Source organism: Kribbella swartbergensis, assembly GCF_054784135.1.
The window spans coordinates 75,691-94,991 of record NZ_BAAGPM010000014.1; the positions used below are offsets into that span (position 1 = coordinate 75,691).

The 19,301-nt window shown below is 69.1% G+C and carries 15 protein-coding genes and 1 riboswitch; of the genes, 12 read left to right on the forward strand and 3 right to left on the reverse strand.

Going from position 1 to position 19,301, the window contains the following annotated elements:
• Positions 1-178: 178 nt before the first annotated feature.
• From rpsA to ACYVOK_RS07225, 9 genes are all read left to right on the forward strand, one after another.
• Positions 179-1,657, forward strand: a complete 1,479-nt coding sequence (gene rpsA / locus ACYVOK_RS07185) for a 30S ribosomal protein S1 (protein ID WP_460661471.1) — start codon at positions 179-181, stop codon at positions 1,655-1,657.
• A 99-nt stretch (positions 1,658-1,756) separates the two neighbouring features.
• Positions 1,757-2,374: a dephospho-CoA kinase gene (gene coaE, locus ACYVOK_RS07190; protein ID WP_460661472.1), complete on the forward strand. Its 618-nt coding sequence runs from the start codon at positions 1,757-1,759 to the stop codon at positions 2,372-2,374.
• 202 nt (positions 2,375-2,576) lie between these two features.
• Positions 2,577-3,713, forward strand: a complete 1,137-nt coding sequence (locus tag ACYVOK_RS07195) for a PrsW family glutamic-type intramembrane protease (protein ID WP_460661473.1) — start codon at positions 2,577-2,579, stop codon at positions 3,711-3,713.
• Positions 3,710-4,801, forward strand: a complete 1,092-nt coding sequence (locus ACYVOK_RS07200) for a hypothetical protein (protein ID WP_460661474.1) — start codon at positions 3,710-3,712, stop codon at positions 4,799-4,801. Before ACYVOK_RS07195 ends, ACYVOK_RS07200 begins: the two co-directional genes overlap by 4 nt.
• Entirely contained in the window at positions 4,798-5,670 is an 873-nt protein-coding gene (locus ACYVOK_RS07205; protein WP_460661475.1) for a hypothetical protein, read from the forward strand. The genes ACYVOK_RS07200 and ACYVOK_RS07205 overlap by 4 nt, the downstream gene beginning before the upstream one ends.
• 34 nt (positions 5,671-5,704) lie before the next feature.
• A complete protein-coding gene (locus ACYVOK_RS07210; RefSeq protein WP_460661476.1) occupies positions 5,705-6,502 on the forward strand; it encodes a hypothetical protein in 798 nt (265 codons plus the stop codon).
• A gap of 101 nt (positions 6,503-6,603) precedes the next feature.
• The gene (uvrB, locus tag ACYVOK_RS07215) at positions 6,604-8,709 is read left to right on the forward strand and encodes an excinuclease ABC subunit UvrB (protein WP_460661477.1); all 2,106 of its coding nucleotides are present in this window, start codon (positions 6,604-6,606) and stop codon (positions 8,707-8,709) included.
• 33 nt (positions 8,710-8,742) lie between these two features.
• A complete protein-coding gene (locus ACYVOK_RS07220) occupies positions 8,743-9,090 on the forward strand; it encodes an MmcQ/YjbR family DNA-binding protein (protein WP_460661478.1) in 348 nt (115 codons plus the stop codon).
• Between the two features lie 351 nt (positions 9,091-9,441).
• On the forward strand, positions 9,442-10,584 hold the full coding sequence (locus tag ACYVOK_RS07225; RefSeq protein WP_460661479.1) for a TerC family protein: 1,143 nt from the start codon (positions 9,442-9,444) through the stop codon (positions 10,582-10,584).
• A gap of 66 nt (positions 10,585-10,650) precedes the next feature.
• Here the strand turns inward: ACYVOK_RS07225 and ACYVOK_RS07230 are convergent, their stop codons facing one another.
• Genes ACYVOK_RS07230 through ACYVOK_RS07240 form a run of 3 tightly spaced genes read right to left on the reverse strand, consistent with a single transcriptional unit; the run spans position 10,651 to position 13,423 of the window.
• Positions 10,651-11,517 carry a C40 family peptidase gene (locus ACYVOK_RS07230; protein WP_460661480.1) on the reverse strand — a complete coding sequence of 289 codons (867 nt, stop codon included), beginning with the start codon at positions 11,515-11,517 and terminating at the stop codon, positions 10,651-10,653.
• The gene (locus tag ACYVOK_RS07235) at positions 11,514-12,575 is read right to left on the reverse strand and encodes a mandelate racemase/muconate lactonizing enzyme family protein (protein ID WP_460661481.1); all 1,062 of its coding nucleotides are present in this window, start codon (positions 12,573-12,575) and stop codon (positions 11,514-11,516) included. Before ACYVOK_RS07235 ends, ACYVOK_RS07230 begins: the two co-directional genes overlap by 4 nt.
• Positions 12,572-13,423, reverse strand: a complete 852-nt coding sequence (locus ACYVOK_RS07240) for a serine hydrolase (protein ID WP_460661482.1) — start codon at positions 13,421-13,423, stop codon at positions 12,572-12,574. The genes ACYVOK_RS07235 and ACYVOK_RS07240 overlap by 4 nt, the downstream gene beginning before the upstream one ends.
• Before the next feature lie 42 nt (positions 13,424-13,465).
• Here ACYVOK_RS07240 and ACYVOK_RS07245 point away from each other — a divergent pair, with 42 nt between their 5' ends.
• The 3 genes from ACYVOK_RS07245 (at position 13,466) to cobN (ending at position 19,296) form a co-directional block, all read left to right on the forward strand.
• A complete protein-coding gene (locus ACYVOK_RS07245; RefSeq protein WP_460661483.1) occupies positions 13,466-14,389 on the forward strand; it encodes a cobalamin biosynthesis protein in 924 nt (307 codons plus the stop codon).
• Between the two features lie 49 nt (positions 14,390-14,438).
• Positions 14,439-15,407: a DUF3500 domain-containing protein gene (locus ACYVOK_RS07250; RefSeq protein ID WP_460661484.1), complete on the forward strand. Its 969-nt coding sequence runs from the start codon at positions 14,439-14,441 to the stop codon at positions 15,405-15,407.
• A gap of 29 nt (positions 15,408-15,436) precedes the next feature.
• Positions 15,437-15,564, forward strand: a riboswitch (cobalamin riboswitch).
• A 36-nt stretch (positions 15,565-15,600) separates the two neighbouring features.
• Positions 15,601-19,296 (forward strand): cobaltochelatase subunit CobN, encoded by a 3,696-nt coding sequence (gene cobN, locus ACYVOK_RS07255; protein ID WP_460661485.1) that lies wholly within the window; start codon positions 15,601-15,603, stop codon positions 19,294-19,296.
• Positions 19,297-19,301: the final 5 nt, after the last annotated feature.

The window sequence follows — 19,301 nt, forward strand, 5'->3', positions numbered from 1 at the left end:
CAAGACCGGTATTCTGTGATGTGCGCTATGGGCCCGCACGACCTCGGACGGAGCAGGCTCGTGCTCGCAGCAGCTCGGTGGTGAATCTGTGTTCTTCAGGCAATCCAGCGGTTTGGTGCGATCCAAAGGTTCATGACGCGACCGCACGACACCACCAGTCCACGGAGCAACCCACCACATGACGGCCAGCATCGAGGCACCTCTCGACCCCGCAGTGCGCAACACCCCGCAGGTAGCGGTCAATGACATCGGGTCGGAGGAAGACTTCCTCGCGGCGATCGATCAGACCATCAAGTACTTCAACGACGGCGACATCGTCGAGGGCACCATCGTCAAGGTCGACCGGGACGAGGTCCTGCTCGACATCGGTTACAAGACCGAAGGCGTCATCCCCTCCCGCGAGCTGTCGATCAAGCACGACGTCGACCCGAACGAGGTCGTCAACGTCGGCGACCACGTCGAGGCCCTGGTTCTCCAGAAGGAGGACAAGGAAGGCCGTCTGATCCTCTCGAAGAAGCGCGCCCAGTACGAGAAGGCCTGGGGCACGATCGAGAAGATCAAGGAAGAGGACGGCGTCGTCACCGGTACCGTCATCGAGGTCGTCAAGGGTGGCCTCATCCTCGACATCGGCCTGCGCGGCTTCCTGCCGGCCTCTCTCGTGGAGATGCGCCGGGTCCGCGACCTCCAGCCGTACGTCGGCCAGGAGATCGAGGCCAAGATCATCGAGCTGGACAAGAACCGCAACAACGTGGTCCTGTCCCGCCGGGCGTGGCTGGAGCAGACGCAGTCCGAGGTGCGGATGAACTTCCTCACCCAGCTGCAGAAGGGCCAGATCCGCAAGGGTGTCGTCTCCTCGATCGTCAACTTCGGCGCGTTCGTGGACCTCGGCGGCGTCGACGGTCTGGTGCACGTGTCCGAGCTGTCCTGGAAGCACATCGACCACCCGACCGAGGTGGTCGAGGTCGGCCAGGAGGTCACCGTCGAGGTGCTGGACGTCGACATGGACCGCGAGCGCGTCTCGCTGTCGCTGAAGGCGACCCAGGAAGACCCGTGGCAGCAGTTCGCCCGGACCCACCAGATGGGCCAGATCGTGCCCGGCAAGGTCACCAAGCTGGTTCCGTTCGGTGCGTTCGTCCGTGTCGAGGAGGGCATCGAGGGTCTGGTGCACATCTCCGAGCTCGCCGAGCGGCACGTCGAGATCCCGGAGCAGGTCGTCCAGGTCAACGACGACGTCATGGTCAAGATCATCGACATCGACCTGGAGCGGCGCCGGATCTCGCTGTCGCTCAAGCAGGCCAACGAAGGTGTCGACCCGGTCTCGGACGACTTCGACCCGACGCTGTACGGCATGAGCGCGACGTACGACGAGCAGGGCAACTACATCTACCCGGAGGGCTTCGACCCGGAGACCGGCGAGTGGCTCGAGGGCTTCGAGAAGCAGCGTGAGGAGTGGGAGCGGCAGTACGCCGAGGCCCACGCGCGCTGGGAGGCCCACAAGAAGCAGATCGAGGAGGCCAAGTCGGCCGACGTCGAGGCCGGCGAGGCGTCGTCGTACTCCTCGGCCGCTGCCCCGAAGGACGACGCTCCCGTCGAGGGTGCGCTCGCTTCCGACGAGGCGCTGCAGGCTCTTCGCGAGAAGCTGACCGGCCAGGGCTGACCCGTTCGGTAGGACCCGAGACCCCCGCATCCCCGTACTGGATGCGGGGGTTTCGCATTCTGGTCAGGCCCACGACTTCTGGCTGGGTAGGGTGCTCGTGTGCTGAGAGTGGGACTGACCGGCGGAATCGGGTCCGGCAAGAGTGCGGTGTCGTCGCGGTTGGCGGCGCGGGGTGCTGTGGTGATCGACTCCGACGTACTGGCGCGGGAAGCGGTGGCGGCGGGAACCGAAGGGCTCGCCGAGGTGGTGAAGGCGTTCGGTGACGGCGTGCTGACCCCGGCGGGGGAGCTGGACCGGCCGGCGGTGGGGCGGATCGTGTTCGGTGACGAGGCAGCCCGGCGGACGCTGGAGGCGATCATCCACCCCCGGGTTCGCGCGCGGGCGGCCGAGATCGAGGCGACCGCGCCGGCCGATGCGATCGTGGTGCACGACATCCCGCTGCTGGTCGAGACCGGCCAGGCCGATCGGTTCGACGTCGTCCTGGTCGTGGACGTGCCGGTCGACGTACAGGTCGAGCGGCTCACCACCCAGCGCGGGATGGCCGAGGCCGAAGCGAAAGCCCGGATCGCCAGTCAGGCGTCCCGGGAGGACCGGCTCGCGGTGGCCGACGTGGTCGTCGACAACTCCGGCACGCTCGCCGACCTGGACCGCCGGATCGACGAGGTGTGGAACGGGTTACAGGACCGCGCAGGGCACGGTCCGGACACGAAAGAGTGACCCCTGCGCGGTAAATGATGAATCCAGGGCGGCCTGTACGAGAATCTGTCCCGGTTCGGCCCGGGTGACCGGGCCGCCAGCAACCGTCGGCGCGCCCTGCGCCGGTCCGGACGTCCGAGGTTGGGAGGATGGCGTGGTCTGTCCGCGCTGCAACTCAGACGTCCCCGAGGTGTCACACTTCTGTCACCACTGTGGCAGTGATGTGCGCACCGGGGACGCCGAGCGGAAGAAGGCGTATGCCGCCAGGCCGGATGAGCCGGTGGCGTCGTTCCGGCTGGTCTCGACGATCATGCCGCAGGGTGCCGGCCGGCAGCCCTACACGTACAAGGTTGCCCTGGGCATCGCGCTGCTGCTGACGGTGGTCACGGCCGCGCTCGGCGCGCTGCCGGTGGCGATCATGGTGGCCGCCTTCGCCATTCCCATCGTCTACATCCTCTACCTGTACGACGTGAACCTGTGGGAGGACGAGCCGGTCCCGGTCGTCGCCGCGGCGTTCGTGCTGACCGGCGTACTGGCCTCGGTCTTTACCTGGCTGTGGTCGGACACGATCGGGCTGTCCATCGACACGATCGGCGGCAACGACGCCGGACCGGCCGTCCGGGACCTGCTGATCCTGCTCCTGCTGGTCCCGGTCGTGTCCGAGCTGATCCGCCAGGTCGGCCCGCTCTACCTGGCGTCGCGGCCGCGGTACGACGACCTGATGGACGGCTTCACGTTCGGCGTGGTGGCCGGTGTCGGCTTCGCCTGCTTCGAGACCCTGGTGCTCCACTGGGGCTGGATCAGCGGCGGCTTCGCCGGCCCGGGCAGCAGCACCGGCACCTGGATCTCGATCGTGGTCCTGCACGGGTTCATCAAGCCGCTGATCTACGGATCCGCGACCGGCCTCGCCGCGGCCGAGTTCTCCGGTCTGGGCGAGGGGTACGACGGGTTCACGCCGCGCTGGGTGGCCGGTGTGCTCCAGGCGATCGGGATCAACGCCTTGTTCCAGGGCGGTGTCTACCTGCTCGGCTTCGTCGGCGGCCACGGTTCGACGATCGGCGCGATCCTCGCCGTCGTCTGGGGACTGCTGCTGCTCGGCGCGCTGATCATCCGGGTCCGGAGCGTGCTGCACAAGGGCTTGCTCGAGGCCGCCCTGGAGGCCGCCGCGCGCGGCGGGACCAACCACGCGTCGGGCGACCTTGCCTTCTGCTCGCGCTGTGAGATGCCGCTGCTGCCGCACTCCGACTTCTGCTCCGCATGCGGCAACTCGGTGCGGTCCGTGCCGAAGTCCGCCCGGGGCGTGACAACACCGGCTGCACCAAGTGGGTATGAGGCGACGACCGGGGAGACGCAGGCATGAGCAACCAGCAACCGCCGTACGGCGGCCAGGGTCAGCAGCCGTACGGCGGCAGGCCGGGATACGGACCGCAGCCGGGCCAGCAGCCCGGTCCACAGCAGCCAGGACAGCAGCAGCCCGGTCCGCAGCAGCCCGGGTATGGGCAGCAGCCGGGTCAGCAGCAGCCTGGATACGGACAGCCGGGATACGGGCAGCAGCCCCCGCCCGCGCAGCCTGGGTACGGCACTCCGCAGCAGGCACCGCCGGGCTACGGTCAGCCGGGTCAACCGCCGTACCAGGGCCAGCAGCCGGGGCAGCAGGCCTATCCGGGTCAGCAGCAGTACCCTGGGCAGCCGCAGTACCCAGGCCAACAGCAGTATCCAAGCCAGCAGGGGTACCCGGGCCAGCAACAGCAGCCGTACGGCGGTGGCCAGCAGCAGTGGGGTCAGTACGGCGGCCAACCCCCGCGCGGCAAGGGCGGGAACAAGATCCTGTTCCTGGCCGGCGGTGCACTCGCCGTCGTCGCGGTGATCGGTGTCGTCCTGGCGCTGATCTTCGGTGGCGGTGACGACAAGCAGGCCGATCCGAGCCCGACCCCGGAGCCGACCACCACCAGCACCGAGAGCCCGTCGCCGGAGCCGACCGGCAACGTCGACGAGGGCATCGAGGTGGCCGAGGGTGTCTACGTGAAGCCGCGGCCCGGCTACATCCGCAAGAGCGTGGACAACTTCACCGGCGTCTACCTGCTCAAGCAGGGCGAGGCGTACTTCATGGTGAACGCGTTCAAGGCCCAGGGCGAGAGCACCTCGACGGTGCTGCCGCAGCTGCTGAAGATCGAGACCAAGGGCCTGTCGCAGGTCAAGACGAACGCGCCGAAGGAGCTCAAGCCGGGCGAGAACGACAAGTCCGACGTCAAGCTCGTCACCACCCAGAGCTTCCAGGCCGTGTCCACGACCCAGAACGGCAGCCTGCCGGTGGTCGGTTTCGTCGGCGTGATCGAGCGCAACGACGGCGTGATCACGATCATCCGGGTGTACGGCCGCAAGGACAAGCTGGCCACGATCGACCCCGACTCGACGGCCATGCTGCAGTCGGTGATCAAGAGCCAGTGACCGGGAAGCGCGACAAGGGTTCCGGCGGCAACCCCTGGGTCAGTAGGCCCGGGCCGGACAACGACGACACGGCGGCTCCGCAGGACCCGGAGCCGCCGCCGTCGCCGTGGAACCTGGACGTCGAACCTCCGCCCGGTCCGTGGACCGACACGGCTGGTTCCGGCCCGGCAACGGAGACGAGCTCGGCGTGGGGCGACAAGATCGGTCCGCCCTCGCTGCGACGGCCGCCGCCGCAGAAGAAGCGGCCGCGGATCCCGCCGCTGCTGATCCCAATCGGCGCCGGACTGCTCGTGGTCGTGCTGGTCGCGGTCGCGCTCGTGCTGCTGTCCGGCGGTGACGACACCGCCGGCACGCCGCCGACCCAGTCGCCGGCGCCGACGGCGAGTACGCCGGTCACGACGTACGTGCCGCCGGCCGACGCGATCCAGGTCGGCTTCGGTGTATCCGTCGTACCGGTCGCGGGCTGGAGCCTGCTGGAGACCGAGCCGCAGGGCAAGGAACTCGTCACCTACGCACCGAACGGCGAGCCGCGGGCGTTCTTCTGGGTCCGGCAGAAGCAGAACGTCAGCGCGCAGGCGTACCTGCTGGCGATCGTCGAGGGCGAGACCGAGAACGAGATCGCCCAGCTCGGCAACACCCGGAACCTGCCGTGCCCGAAGGACGTCTTGGAGGAGTGCGTCGCGATCAGCTACACCTCCACCGCCAAGGACAAGAACGGGCTGGACGTGAAGGTGCAGGGCTACGTCGAGGTGTACCGGCGCAAGGACAACGTGGCCACCGCACTCGACTTCCGGACCAGGGTCGACTTCGCCCAGAAGGCCGAGGCGGACGCCGAGGTGATGAAGAAGTCGGTACTCGACAGCCTCTGATGACGAATCCCCAGACATACCGCGAGGAACAACTATGAGTCAGCAGTACGGGCCGCCGCCGGGACCGCCACCCGCCCCCTCGGCCGGCGGGTGGGGACCTGCGCCCGGACCGGGTGGACCCGGCCCGGTCGGCTGGGGGACCGGGCCGCGGCAGCCGCAGCGGCCGGGAAGGTCGAACCGGTCGCAGTGGATCATCGTGGGCTGTGCCGTGCTGGCGGTCGTCCTGGTCGCGGTCGGTGTGGTGCTGCTGGTCACCGGCGGCGGTGACGACGCGACGCCGGCCGCGAGGCCGACGCCGGATCCGGTCGGCACCCTGTACACCCCGCCCACGCCGACCAAGCCGGTGGACACTCCCGGTCCCGACGACAAGGGCATCGAGGTCGGCTGGGGCGTGTGGTTCACCCCGGCCAAGGGCTGGCTGCCGGACTGGGACAAGTCCAAGGCCGGCAAGAACTACATCCTGCAGCAATTCAGCGCCCGTGGCCTGATCGACGGGTACTACTGGGTGCGGCAGACCGAGCTGTACGACGCCAAGGGGTTCGCCGAGCACCTGGTCGACATCGAGTCGAACGGCATGCAGGGCGTCCGGATCGGCAAGGGCGTCGTCTGCAAGCCGGCCAACGAGAACATCAAGGCCTGCTACGCGCTGACGTACACCGGCGTGTGGGTGGGCAGCAACGGCAAACGGGTCGCGATGCAGGGCTTCGTCACGGCGTACCAGGACAAGTGGGACCGGGTCACCGCCACCGACGCAGCGCTCGAGACCCGCGTCTACAAGCGCCGGGTCAACGAGCTCGTCTTCATGAACAACACCCTGATCAAGAGCTTCTGACCGGTACGGCGGGCGGCCGCCCAGCCCGCCGTACCCGGCTGTTTGTGCGTCTGACCTGCGGTTTTTAGAAACTGTCGGGGGCGGGCCGTACGGTGGAGTGCATGAGACAGGTGTCGGATCTCCAGCGCATGGTCGCGCCGTTCAAGGTGGTGTCGGATTTCGAGCCGGCCGGTGACCAGCCGGCCGCGATCGCGGACCTCGAGCGGCGGATCAAGGCCGGCGAACAGGACGTCGTACTGCTGGGTGCGACCGGGACGGGTAAGACGGCGACCGTCGCCTGGCTGGCCGAGCGGATCCAGCGCCCGATGCTGATCCTGCAGCCGAACAAGACCCTCGCGGCCCAGTTCGCCAACGAGCTGCGGCAGTTCTTCCCCGACAACGCCGTCGAGTACTTCGTCTCGTACTACGACTACTACCAGCCGGAGGCGTACGTCCCGCAGACGGACACCTACATCGAGAAGGACTCCTCGATCAACGAGGAGGTCGAGCGGCTGCGGCACTCGGCGACCTGGTCGCTGCTCACTCGCCGCGACGTGATCGTGGTCGCGACCGTCTCGTGCATCTACGGCCTGGGTTCCGCGGACGAGTACCTGAACCGCATGATCCACGTGAAGGTCGGCACCGAGATGGACCGCGACGGCCTGCTCCGCAAGCTGGTCGGGGTGCAGTACGCGCGCAACGACCTGGCCGGCACCCGCGGCACGTTCCGGGTCCGCGGCGACACGCTCGAGGTCTTCCCGGTGTACCAGGAGCTCGCGGTCCGGGTGGAGTTCTTCGGCGACGAGATCGAGCGGCTGATGACGCTGCACCCGATCACCGGCGAGGTGCTGAGCGAGGAGGAAGAGCTCTACATCGGCGCCGCGACGCACTACGTGACCGCGCCGGAGAGGATGGAGCGGGCGATCCAGTCGATCGAGGCCGAGCTGGAGGAGCGGCTGGCCGAGCTCGAGCGCAACGGCCAGTTGCTGGAGGCGCAGCGGCTGCGGATGCGTACGACGTACGACATCGAGATGATGCGCCAGATCGGGACCTGCTCGGGAATCGAGAACTACTCGCGCCACACCGACGGCCGCGAGCCCGGGTCGGCGCCGCACTGCCTGCTGGACTACTTCCCCGAGGACTTCGTGCTCGTCATCGACGAGTCGCACGTCACCGTGCCGCAGATCGGCGGGATGTACGAAGGCGACATGTCCCGGAAGCGGACGCTGGTCGAGCACGGGTTCCGGCTGCCGTCGGCGATGGACAACCGGCCGCTGAAGTGGGAGGAGTTCCTGGAGCGGATCGGGCAGACCGTCTACCTGTCCGCGACCCCGGGACAGTACGAGCAGGACAAGTCGGACGGGTACGTCGAGCAGCTCATCCGGCCGACCGGTCTGGTCGACCCCGAGGTGATCGTGAAGCCGACCAAGGGCCAGATCGACGACCTGATCCACGAGATCCGGATCCGGGTCGAGCGGGACGAGCGGGTCCTGGTCACCACGCTGACCAAGAAGATGTCCGAGGACCTGACCGACTACCTGCTGGAGATGGGTATCCGGACCAGGTACCTGCACAGCGAGGTGGACACGCTCCGCCGGGTCGAGCTGCTCCGCGAGCTCCGGATGGGCGAGTACGACGTGCTGGTCGGCATCAACCTGCTGCGGGAGGGTCTCGACCTTCCGGAAGTGTCGCTCGTCGCCATCCTGGACGCCGACAAGGAGGGCTTCCTGCGGTCGGGCCGGTCGCTGATCCAGACCATCGGCCGCGCCGCCCGGAACGTGTCCGGTCAGGTGTTCATGTACGCCGACAAGATCACCCCGTCGATGGAGCAGGCGATCGACGAGACGAACCGGCGCCGGGCGAAACAGATCGCCTACAACGAGGCGCACGGGGTCGACCCGCAGCCGCTGCGGAAGAAGATCGCCGACATCACCGACATGCTGGCGCGCGAGGACGCCGACACGGCCGAGCTGCTCGGCTCCGGCCGGACCCAGTCGCGCGGGAAGGCGCCGGTGCCGGGTGGCGGGAAGGCGAGAGCGGGGGAGAAGGCGAAGGAGCTGGCCGGCGGCCTGCCGTCGTCGGACCTGGCCGACCTGATCCAGCAGCTCACCGACCAGATGCACAACGCCGCCGCCGAGCTCCAGTTCGAGGTCGCCGCCCGCTACCGCGACGAGATCTCCGAACTCAAGAAGGAGCTCCGCCAGATGACCGCCGCCGGCGCCAAGTAGCCCCTGCGGTGACTCTCGGAGGCGCGGGGTGAGATGGGGAGACTGACCGGAGCGGAGGTCCTCGAGTACTGCTTGGGGAAGCCGGGGGCCTGGCAGGACGAGCCGTGGGAGGGGGACCTGGTCGCAAAGGTCGGGGACAAGATCTTCGCGTTCCTCGGCGGCGACGGGGTCGGCCTCAAGTGCGGCAGCAACCGCGAGGAGGCCGACGAACTGGTCGACACCTACCCGGACGACGTCGCCAAGATGGCGTACATCGGCCGCTCGGGCTGGAACACCGTCCGCCTCCGCGGCGCCGTCCCCGACGACGAGATCCTGGAGCTGATCGACACGTCGTACGAGACGATCGTGGCGAAACTTCCGAAGTCGAAGCGGCCGTCCTGATCACTACGCGGAGTCACGACAGCGGGAGATGATGGCGTATACAGTACGCCGTACACAGCCTGTCCCGGCCTGATTCGAGCATTCACCATGCACAATCCGTCACCGAACGCGGATATTCCCGTCGCGAGCCGTGATCATTCCGACAAGTGGACCCGGCGCTCCGGATTTGGAGACTTGGACATCCACCCGCCAGAATAGGGCTGGAGAAGGGGAGTATTCCTTTCGCGGCGGTATCGTCATCACGGTCAAGGGTTCGCACCCGCGCCCGGTGCCGCCGGCCAGGCTCGGCTGAACGAGTCAGGCGGAAGAGACCTTCGGAGTCCCGTTCCGTCTGCGCTCCGGAGGTTTCCTGTGCACGTTGCTGACTACGTCTGGTACATCACTGTCGGCGTGCTCCTCGCGCTGCTCGCGTTCGATGTCTTCATCATCGGGCGGCGCCCGCACGAACCGACCACCCGGGAGTCCGCGACCGCGATCGCGTTCTACGTCGGTCTGGCGGTCGTCTTCGGCCTCGGGGTCTGGGTGTTCTCCGGCGGTCAGTACGCAGGAGAGTTCTTCGCCGGCTGGCTGACCGAGTACAGCCTCAGTGTCGACAACCTGTTCATCTTCCTGATCATCATGTCCAGGTTCGGGGTGCCGAGGCAGTACCAGCAGACGGCGCTGCTGATCGGCATCATCCTGGCGCTGGTATTCCGCGGCATCTTCATCGCCGTCGGCGCGGCCGCGATCAACCAGTTCTCCTGGATCTTCTACCTGTTCGGCGCGTTCCTGGTCTACACCGCGATCCACCTGGCCAAGCAGGGTGAGAACGACGAGGACGACTTCAAGGAGAACGCGGTCATCCGGTTCGCCAAGCGGCGCCTCAACGCCACCGACGAGTACAACGGCGTGAAGCTGACCGTGATCAGCAACGGCAAGCGTCTGGTCACCCCGATGGCGATCGTGATCATCGCGCTCGGCACCACCGACCTGCTGTTCGCGCTCGACTCGATCCCGGCGATCTACGGCCTGACCCAGGAGCCGTTCCTGGTCTTCACCGCGAACGTGTTCGCCCTGATGGGTCTGCGGCAGCTGTACTTCCTGCTCGGCGACATGCTGAAGCGGCTGGTGTACCTGTCAATGGGCCTGTCGGTCATCCTCGCCTTCATCGGCGTGAAGCTGGTCCTGCACGCGATGCACGTCAACGAGTTGCCGTTCATCAACGGCGGTCACCACATCGAGTGGGCGCCGGAGATCCCGATCTGGTTCTCGCTGGGCTTCATCGTGATCACGCTCGCGATCACCACGGTCGCCAGCCTGCGCAAGTCGCGGACCGTGGCGCGGTCGGAGTCGGCCGGCGGTGGCGAGCTGGACGAGTCCGTTCCGGTCGAGTCGGCGAACGGCGCGACCGGCTCGGGGCTCCAGGACCGGACCGATGGCCGGCTCGACGACCACACGAAGGCCGAGCTGGACGCCCTCCGCGAGCCGGAGGAGACCGACGCCAAGAAGGCCTGACACCCCAGACACCAAGTCGCCCCGGACCACTCGGTCCGGGGCGACTTGCGTGTGCCGGGACGGCGGCTAGAGGCGGGCGGCGGTGACCAGGGTGGCGCGGCGTTCGTCGGAGACGGGCTCGTTCTCCAGGCGCTTGCCGGTCTCCGAGGCGTGCAGCATGCCTTCCGGCGAGACGAAGCCGACGTGGTGGACGGCCTTGCCGGGCCGGGCGAAGAAGTACAGGTCCCCCGGCTGTGCCTGGTCGAACGGGATGTTCTCGAGCGTGTCCGCCTGGTCGTGCGCGTCGCGCGGCGTCCGCACACCGAGCACCCGGCTGACCGTATGCACCAGCCCCGAGCAGTCCAGCCCGTACGCCGACGTACCTCCCCACAGGTACTCGAGCCCCAGGAACTGCGACCCCAGCCGCAGCCGGTCCTCGGCCGAGCCCGGACCGGACCGCAGTACGTCGTCCGCCAGCCAGCCCGACCCACCATCCGGAGTCGCCACCCGCGTGTACCCGTCCGCGTGCTCAACGGACGCGAGCACCGTGGCGAACGACAGTTCGCCCAGCACCTGAGCATCACCACGCGGCTCGGCCAGCAGTGCAGCAGTGGGTACGGCGACGGCGACCGGGTCGGATGCGGCCCCGGGCAGCTCACCGAGGTGACTCGACGGCACCCAGCCGGGATAGCCGAGCGCGTCCTGTGACGACGGCTGCCACGGCGCGATGATCTCCGACCACCCGTCGCGTTCGGACCGCACCAGCACGGGCTCGGCGAACAGCAGCTGGGTCAGCGTCCGGCCGTGCAGGCCGAGCCGGGTCTCGGTGTCCATCGACTTGGCCCACGCGGCCACGTCGGGCTGGGCGGCGATCGCAGGGGCGTCGATGTCCCGGGGCGCGTCCGGTGCGGTCCACACGGTGCTGACCGGGACTTTGGCGGCGACTAGCTTCATACGGTCAAGCCTGTCACGCCGAGTCCAGCAGCCGAAGGCAGGTGGATCAGCGCGCCGTCGTAGCGGATTCCGCCGGTCACCGGAGGCTCGCGCAGCCACCAGGCGGCGTCCAGGTCGTTGACCGCCGACGTCGGGTACGCCGACACGAGTGCGGCCGCCGCGCCGACGCCGACCGGGCCTTCCATCATCGATCCGACGATCGTCCTGATCCCGTGCTCCCGGGCCAGTTCGAGCAGCGTCCGGGCCGGCCCGAGGCCGCCGCACTTGGCCAGCTTCACGTTCACCATGTCGGCGGCTCCGTGCCGGATCACGGCGACCAGGTCGCGGACGCCGTACACGGACTCGTCGGCGAGGATCGGCGTACCGACCCGGTCGGTCACCCAAGCCATCCCCTCGAGATCGGCGGCGGGCACCGGCTGCTCGACCAGTTCGAGGTCGCAGTCCTCCAGCGCGCGGATCGCGGTGACGGCGTCGCGGCGTGTCCACCCTTGGTTCGCGTCCAGGCGGAGCCGAGGGCCGGGACCGATCTCGGCGCGGATCCGGCGGACCCGCGCGACGTCGGAGGCGGCGTCACCGGTGCCGACCTTCACCTTCAGGACGTCGAACCCGTCCGCGACCCGGTCACGCGCGGCGGCGGCCAGTGCGTCGGCGTCCCCGGCCGACAGCGTGACGTCGGTTGCCACGGTGTCGATCGTCGAGCCGAGGAACCCGTGCAGCGTCTGCCCGCGACGCCGGGCGGCCAGGTCGTGCAGCGCGACGTCGACAGCGCCCTTGGCGCCGAAGTTGCCGACGGCAGCGTTCTGCACGCGTCGCAGCGCCTCGGTCAGGTCATCCGGGCCGAGCCCGTCCAGTGCGGCGGCGATCGGACCCTCGACGCACGCCTGCGCACCGGCGAGCGACTCGCCCGTCACCTTCCAGACCTGCGGTGCTTCGCCCCAGCCGCTGATCGAGCCGTCGCTGACCTCGACCAGCAGCGAGTCGGCGTGCGTCGCCGTACGCAGAGCCGTCACGAACGGCGTATGCAGCGGCGCGGACACCAGATGCGTGGAGATCTTCATCGGACGGCTTCCAACTCGTGCCGGTGGTTCCAGGCCTCCAAGGCGATCGACGCGATCAGCTTCTGCGCGTCCGCGTCCGGCAGGTCGGAGGTCGTACAGACCACGAGCACGAACGGTTCGGCGTCCGGCGGGCGGACGATGCCGCCGTCGTGGCGGATCCGGGTGTCCCACCCGTTCTTGTGTTCGACCCTGGTCCCGGCCGGCAGCAACGCGGGGATCTCGCCGTTCCACTCGTTCCGGGCCAGCAGGTCGCGCAGGTGGTCGCCGGAGGCACCTTCTTGCTTGCCCACCGCAACCAGTACGCCGGCCAGCCCGGCCGGGCTCATCTCGTTGCTGATACCGGCCCGTCGCGCCGGCAGGTCGTCGATCCCGCGCCGGATCGCGCTCCGGCCGGACAGCGCCGCTCCCTCACCCGCCGCCTCGGAGCCGGCGAGTGTCGACTCCGCGAGCACCGCATGAGCCGCCTCGATCCCGACCTGTTCCAGCACCAGGTTCGTCGCCAGGTTGCTGGACCGGGTGATCATCTCTGTCGCCAGCCACCCCAGCGGTACCTGCGTACCCAGCTTCGTCCAGGTCGTCGGCGCGTCGTCCTCGTCCCGGTTCACGCCGAAGCGGCCGCCGGCCGCGGACTCGAAATCGTTGTGCACGGTCACCGGCTGGTCGAGCTTCAGCTCACCCGCCTCGACCTTGCGCATCATCGCCATCGCCACCGGCAATTTCATCGTGCTGGCGGAGTAGTGCGTCCGCTCCGCCTGATGCTCGAACACCGGTACGCCGTCCAGCCGGCCCAGCCATACCCCGAAGTCCCCGCTCCCGTCGGCCTCCCGGAGCAGTTCCGCGATTCCCATGCCGCTCACCCTTACACACCGGCGCCTGGCAGACTTCCGAGGGTGTCCAGAGCGTTGGGTCTGATTCTCGGTTTCGCCGCCGACCGCCTCGTCGGCGACCCCCGCCGCTACCACCCGGTGGCCGGCTTCGGCCAGGTCGCGACCCGGCTGGAGACGCATTGGTACGACGACTCCCGCACAGCCGGTACGGCGTACACGGCCGTCCTCGTCGGTACGGCGACCGCCGCCGGAGCGATCGTGGAACGCCTGACCCGACAGCGGCCGATCGTCCATACGCTCGTCACTGCCGCCGCGACGTGGACCGTGCTCGGCGCCCGCAGCCTGGATCGCGAGGCCGAGGCGATGGCCGGTCTGCTCGAGGAGAAGGACATCCCGGCCGCTCGGGATCGTTTGAGCCACCTGTGCGCGCGGGACGCGACCGACCTCGAGGCCGACGAACTCGCCCGTGCGACCGTGGAGTCGCTGGCCGAGAACACGTCCGACGCGTGTGTCGCCCCGCTGCTCTGGGGCGGTGTGTTCGGCGTCCCCGGCTTGCTCGGCTACCGCGCCGCCAACACGCTGGACGCGATGGTCGGATACAAGTCGGCGAAGTACCTCAACTTCGGGTGGGCCGCTGCCCGGCTGGACGACGTACTCAATCTGCTCCCGGCGCGGGCCTGCGCCTTGCTGACCGGGCTCGCGGCGGGGCGGCCGGGCGCGGCGGTCGAGGTGTGGCAGCGGGACGCCGCGAAGCACCCGAGTCCCAACGCGGGTCCGGTCGAGGCCGCGTTCGCCGGTGCGCTCGACCTGAGACTCGGTGGGCGGAACAGGTACGGCGACTATGACGAGGACCGCGGCACGCTGGGTGACGGACCCCCGCCGACGGTTGCGGACGTCCGCCGTACCGCCGCCCTCGCACGGCGCGTCGCCGTGGCGGCGACAGCAGCCGCAGCAATGCTTGCCATCGTGAGCCGGCGAAAGGCGTGAGGATGGACCTGGGAACACCCGGCGAACCGACGGAACGGGAGCGATCGGCATGGTTGTAGAGCAGACCCGGGAAGCGGTACTCGACCTGCTGGCGAGTCTGACACCCGCCCAGCTGGACAAGATCAGGGCGGCGTTCGACACGCCCGATCACAAGGAATGGACGTACCTGCCGGGTGATCGGCCGGGTCTGCCGCTGTCGGAGCTGACGCCGGCGCAGCAGCGGCTGGCCGAGCGGTTGGTCGAGATCGGTTGCAGCGAGCGCGGCGCGGCCGACTCCATGGCGGTGCTGGAGGCCGAGGTCATCCTGCGCGGGATCCCCGACCTGCCGCCGACAGGGGAGTGGGAAGGATCCGTGCTCGGCGGGCGGTATTTCCTCCGGGTGCTCGGCGACCCGGCCGGGACAGAGCCGTGGGCGTGGCGCCTGAACGGCCATCACCTCGCGCTGCACGTGACGCTCGTCGACGGCGGGATCGCGTTCACCCCGCAGTTCATCGGGTCGAACCCGGCCGAGGTCACATCTGGTCCGCAGGCCGGCCGGCGCTTCCTGGCGGCCGAGCAGGACCTCGGCTTCCAGCTCCTGCACGCGCTCGAGCCCGGCCAGCGCGCGATCGCGGTGGTCTCCGACGAGGCCCCCGACGACATCCTCACCCGCCACGACCCGGTCGCCGACCCCTCAGTTCTCTACCGCGGCCTGGCGTACGGCGACATGACCGCGGAACAACGCCAGGTGCTCAGCCTCCTCGTCGGCCAGTACGTCGGACGTGCCGCCGGGCCGATCGGGTTGCAGACGTGGCAGGACATCACCGACCACGGCATCGAGCGCCTCACCTTCGCCTGGGCCGGCAAGACCGAGCCCGGCATCGGCAACCGCCACTACTACTCGATCGCCGGCCCGACCTTCCTCGCCGAGTACGACAACACCCAGGACAACGCCAACCACATCCACTCCGTCTGGCGGGACCTCCGCAACGACTGGGGCACCGACCTCCTCGCCGCCCACTACGCCATGCACCGCTGAGTTCTGCGTCACGCCCGACGTGGAACACACTCCGGTCGGCTAGAGTCGGCCAGGTCATCCGACGGCATCAGCAGGAACCCGGTGTGAGTCCGGGACGGTCCCGCCACTGTGACCACCTTGCGTGGGAGTCAGGAACTGCCGCCGTCGAACCTCCGGACGGGGCGTGGACACCCCGAGGAAGGACCGGTTGCGCATGCCCGCCAACCTCCTGCTGCTCTCCACTGCCGACACCGACCTGCTCGCCGCCTCCGAGGCGGAGGCCGGCTGGACGGTCGCGAACCCCGCCCGGCTCGACCTGGACGATCTCGATCCGCTGCTCGCGGACGCCGAGATCGTGGTGGTCCGCCTGCTCGGCGGCCGCCGGGCTTGGGAGGAAGGACTCGACGCCGTCGTCGCGTCCGGCAAACCGGCCGTGGTGGTCAGCGGCGAGTCCGCGCCGGACGCCGAACTCATGTCGCTGTCGACCGTGCCGGCCGGTGCCGTGACGGAGGCCCTCGCCTATCTCCGCGAGGGCGGCGCGGAGAACCTGCGCAACCTGGCCGGCTTCCTCCGCGACACGCTGCTGCTGACCGGCGACGCCTTCGATCCGCCTCGGGCGCTCCCGGCGTACGGCGTGCGCGGGACGTTCGTCGAGGACGAGCGCCCGGTCGTCGGCATCGTGTACTACCGCGCCCACGAGATCTCGGGGAACACCGCCTTCGTGGACGCACTGTCCGCGGCGGTGACAGCCGCCGGTGCCCAGCCCTTGCCGGTGTACTGCGGCACGCTCCGCGGACTCGATCCGGACAGTGCCGAGAACGCCGGACTCTTCGAGTTGCTGCGGAAGTGCGACGTACTGGTCACCACCCTGCTCGCCGCGGGCGGATCGGTCGCTGCCGACGCGAGCGCGGGTGGCTCGGACGACGCCTGGGACGCGGGTGCGCTCGCGTCGCTCGACATCCCGCTGATCCAGGGCCTCGCGTTGACCTCGACGCGCGAGCAGTGGCTTGCCAGCGACGCGGCGGTCAGCCCGCTGGACGCAGCGACTCAGGTGGCGATCCCTGAGTTCGACGGGCGGCTGATCACGATCCCGTTCTCCTTCAAGTCGTACGACGCCGACGGGCTGGCCCGCTACGCGCCCGACACCGAGCGCTGCGCTCGACTGGCCGGAATCGCGGTTGCGCATGCGCGTCTTCGGCACGTGCCGCCGGCCGAGAAGCGCCTCGCGCTGGTGCTGTCGTCGTACCCGACCAAACACGCGCGGATCGGAAACGCGGTCGGACTCGACACCCCGGCGTCGGCGGTGGTGCTGCTCGAACAGTTGCAGCAGGCCGGGTACGACCTCGGTGGTCTCGAGGTCGGTGAGCTGGAAGGCGACGGGCTGATCCATCGCCTGATCGCCGCCGGTGGTCACGACGTGGACTGGCTGACCGACGAGCAGTTGTCCAACGCGGTGGCGAAGATCCCGCTGTCGACGTACGAGCAGTGGTTCGGCCGCGTCCCAGAATCGTTGCGAGAGGCAATGACCGAGGCCTGGGGGGCGCCGCCGGGGGAGTTGTACGTCGACACGTCCGGGGACGAGCCCGCGATCGCGCTGGCCGCGTTGCGGTTCGGGAACGTCGTCCTGATGATCCAGCCGCCGCGGGGGTTCGGGGAGAACCCGGTCGCGATCTACCACGACCCGGACATGGCGCCGTCGCATCACTACCTGGCGGCGTACCGCTGGCTCGAGGCGTCCGTCGACGACGGCGGATTCGGCGCGCATGCCGTCGTACACCTGGGCAAGCATGGGACGCTGGAGTGGCTGCCGGGTAAGGGCATCGGTCTGGCGGCCGACTGCGCGCCGGACGCCGTACTCGGGAATCTGCCGATGGTCTACCCGTTCATCGTCAACGACCCCGGCGAGGGGACCCAGGCGAAGCGGCGTGCGCACGCGACCGTCGTCGATCACCTGGTGCCGCCGATGGCCCGGGCGGAGACGTACGGCGACATGGCGAAGCTCGAGTATCTGCTCGACGAGTACGCGACCGTGCAGGCGCTCGACCCGGACAAGGTGCCGACCCTGCGGGCCCAGATCTGGACGCTGATCCAGGCCGCTCAGCTGCACCACGACCTGCACACCTCCGAGAAGCCGGACGACGAGGAGTTCGACGAGTTCGTCCTGCATCTCGACGGGTATCTGTGCGAGATCAAGGACGTGCAGATCCGCGACGGGCTGCATGTGCTCGGTGATGCGCCGACCGGAGAGGCGCGGATCAACCTGGTGCTCGCCGTACTGCGAGCCCGGCAGCTCTGGGGCGGGTCGTACTCGATCCCAGGTCTGCGTACGGCGCTGGGCGAGACCTTCGGCGTCTCCGAGTCCGAGCTTCTGGCCGACCCGGGACGTGCGGTGGACCTCACCGACCTGGCGACGCTGGCCGATCTGCCCGCGGTGACGGGCGCGGACGGCGTCGATCTGCTGGAGGCGGTCGCACGGAAGCTCGTCGTCGGGATGGAGACGCTGAGCTGGGACGCGGCGAAGGTGCCGGTGGTCGTGGCCGAGGTGCTCGGGCGGTCCTCGGCCGGAGTCGAGGCGTCGCTGACCTTCGCCGCCACCGAGGTCGTGCCGCGGCTCGCCAGGACCGGCGACGAGCTGACCAACGTACTGCGCGCGCTGGACGGCCGCTTCGTCGAAGCCGGCCCGTCGGGGTCGCCGACGCGTGGTCTGGTCAACGTCCTGCCCACCGGCCGCAACTTCTACGCGGTCGACCCGAAGGCGATCCCGAGTCGCAACGCATGGGATGTCGGCGTCGCGCTGGCCGACTCGCTGCTGAACCGGCACAAGGCCGAGACAGGGGAGTGGCCGCGATCCGTCGGTCTGACGGTGTGGGGCACGTCGGCCATGCGCACCCAGGGCGACGACCTGGCTGAGGTGCTGTGGCTGCTCGGCTGCCGCCCGGTCTGGGACGACGCGTCGCGCCGGGTCACCGGGTTCGAGGTGGTCCCGCTCTCGGAGCTCGGCCGGCCGCGGGTCGACGTGACAGTCCGCATCTCCGGCTTCTTCCGGGACGCCTTCCCGCATGTCGTCGCGTTGCTGGACGAGGCCGTGCGCACGGTCGCGGCGCTGGACGAGCCGGCCGACGACAACTACCTGCGCGCCCACGTCGACGCGGATGTTGCTGCGGGCAACGACGTACGCTCGTCGACGGCCCGCGTCTTCGGCTCCAAGCCAGGTTCGTACGGCGCCGGCCTGCTGCCGCTGGTGGACGCGCGGAACTGGCGCACCGACGCCGAACTGGCCGAGGTGTACGCGGTCTGGGGCGGGTACGCGTACGGCAAGGATCTCGACGGCACCGAGGCGCGCGGGTCGATGGAGCGTGCGTACGCCCGGATCCAGGTGGCGGCGAAGAACGCGGACACCCGCGAGCACGACATCATGGACTCCGACGACTACTTCCAGTACCACGGCGGCATGATCGCGATGGTCCGCCACCTCACCGGTTCGAACCCGAAGGCGTACGTCGGGGACTCCGCCGTACCGGCGCAGGTGAAGACGCGGACTCTGGAAGAGGAGACCAAGCGGGTCTTCCGGGCCCGGGTGGTGAACCCGCGGTGGATGGCGGCGATGCGGCGGCACGGGTACAAGGGCGCGTTCGAGATGGCCGCGACGGTGGACTACCTGTTCGGGTACGACGCGACCGCGGGCGTGGTCGACGACTGGATGTACGAGACGCTGACGACCGAGTACGTCGCCGACCCGGAGATGGCGGAGTTCTTCCGCAGGTCCAACCCGTGGGCGCGGCACGGCATCGCCGAGCGCCTGCTCGAGGCGGCGCAGCGCGGTCTGTGGGCCGAGCCCTCCGCGGAAGCACTCGAGACGCTACGCAGCGCAGTCCTTGAGACAGAGGGTGACATCGAAGATCGGGGCTGATTGGG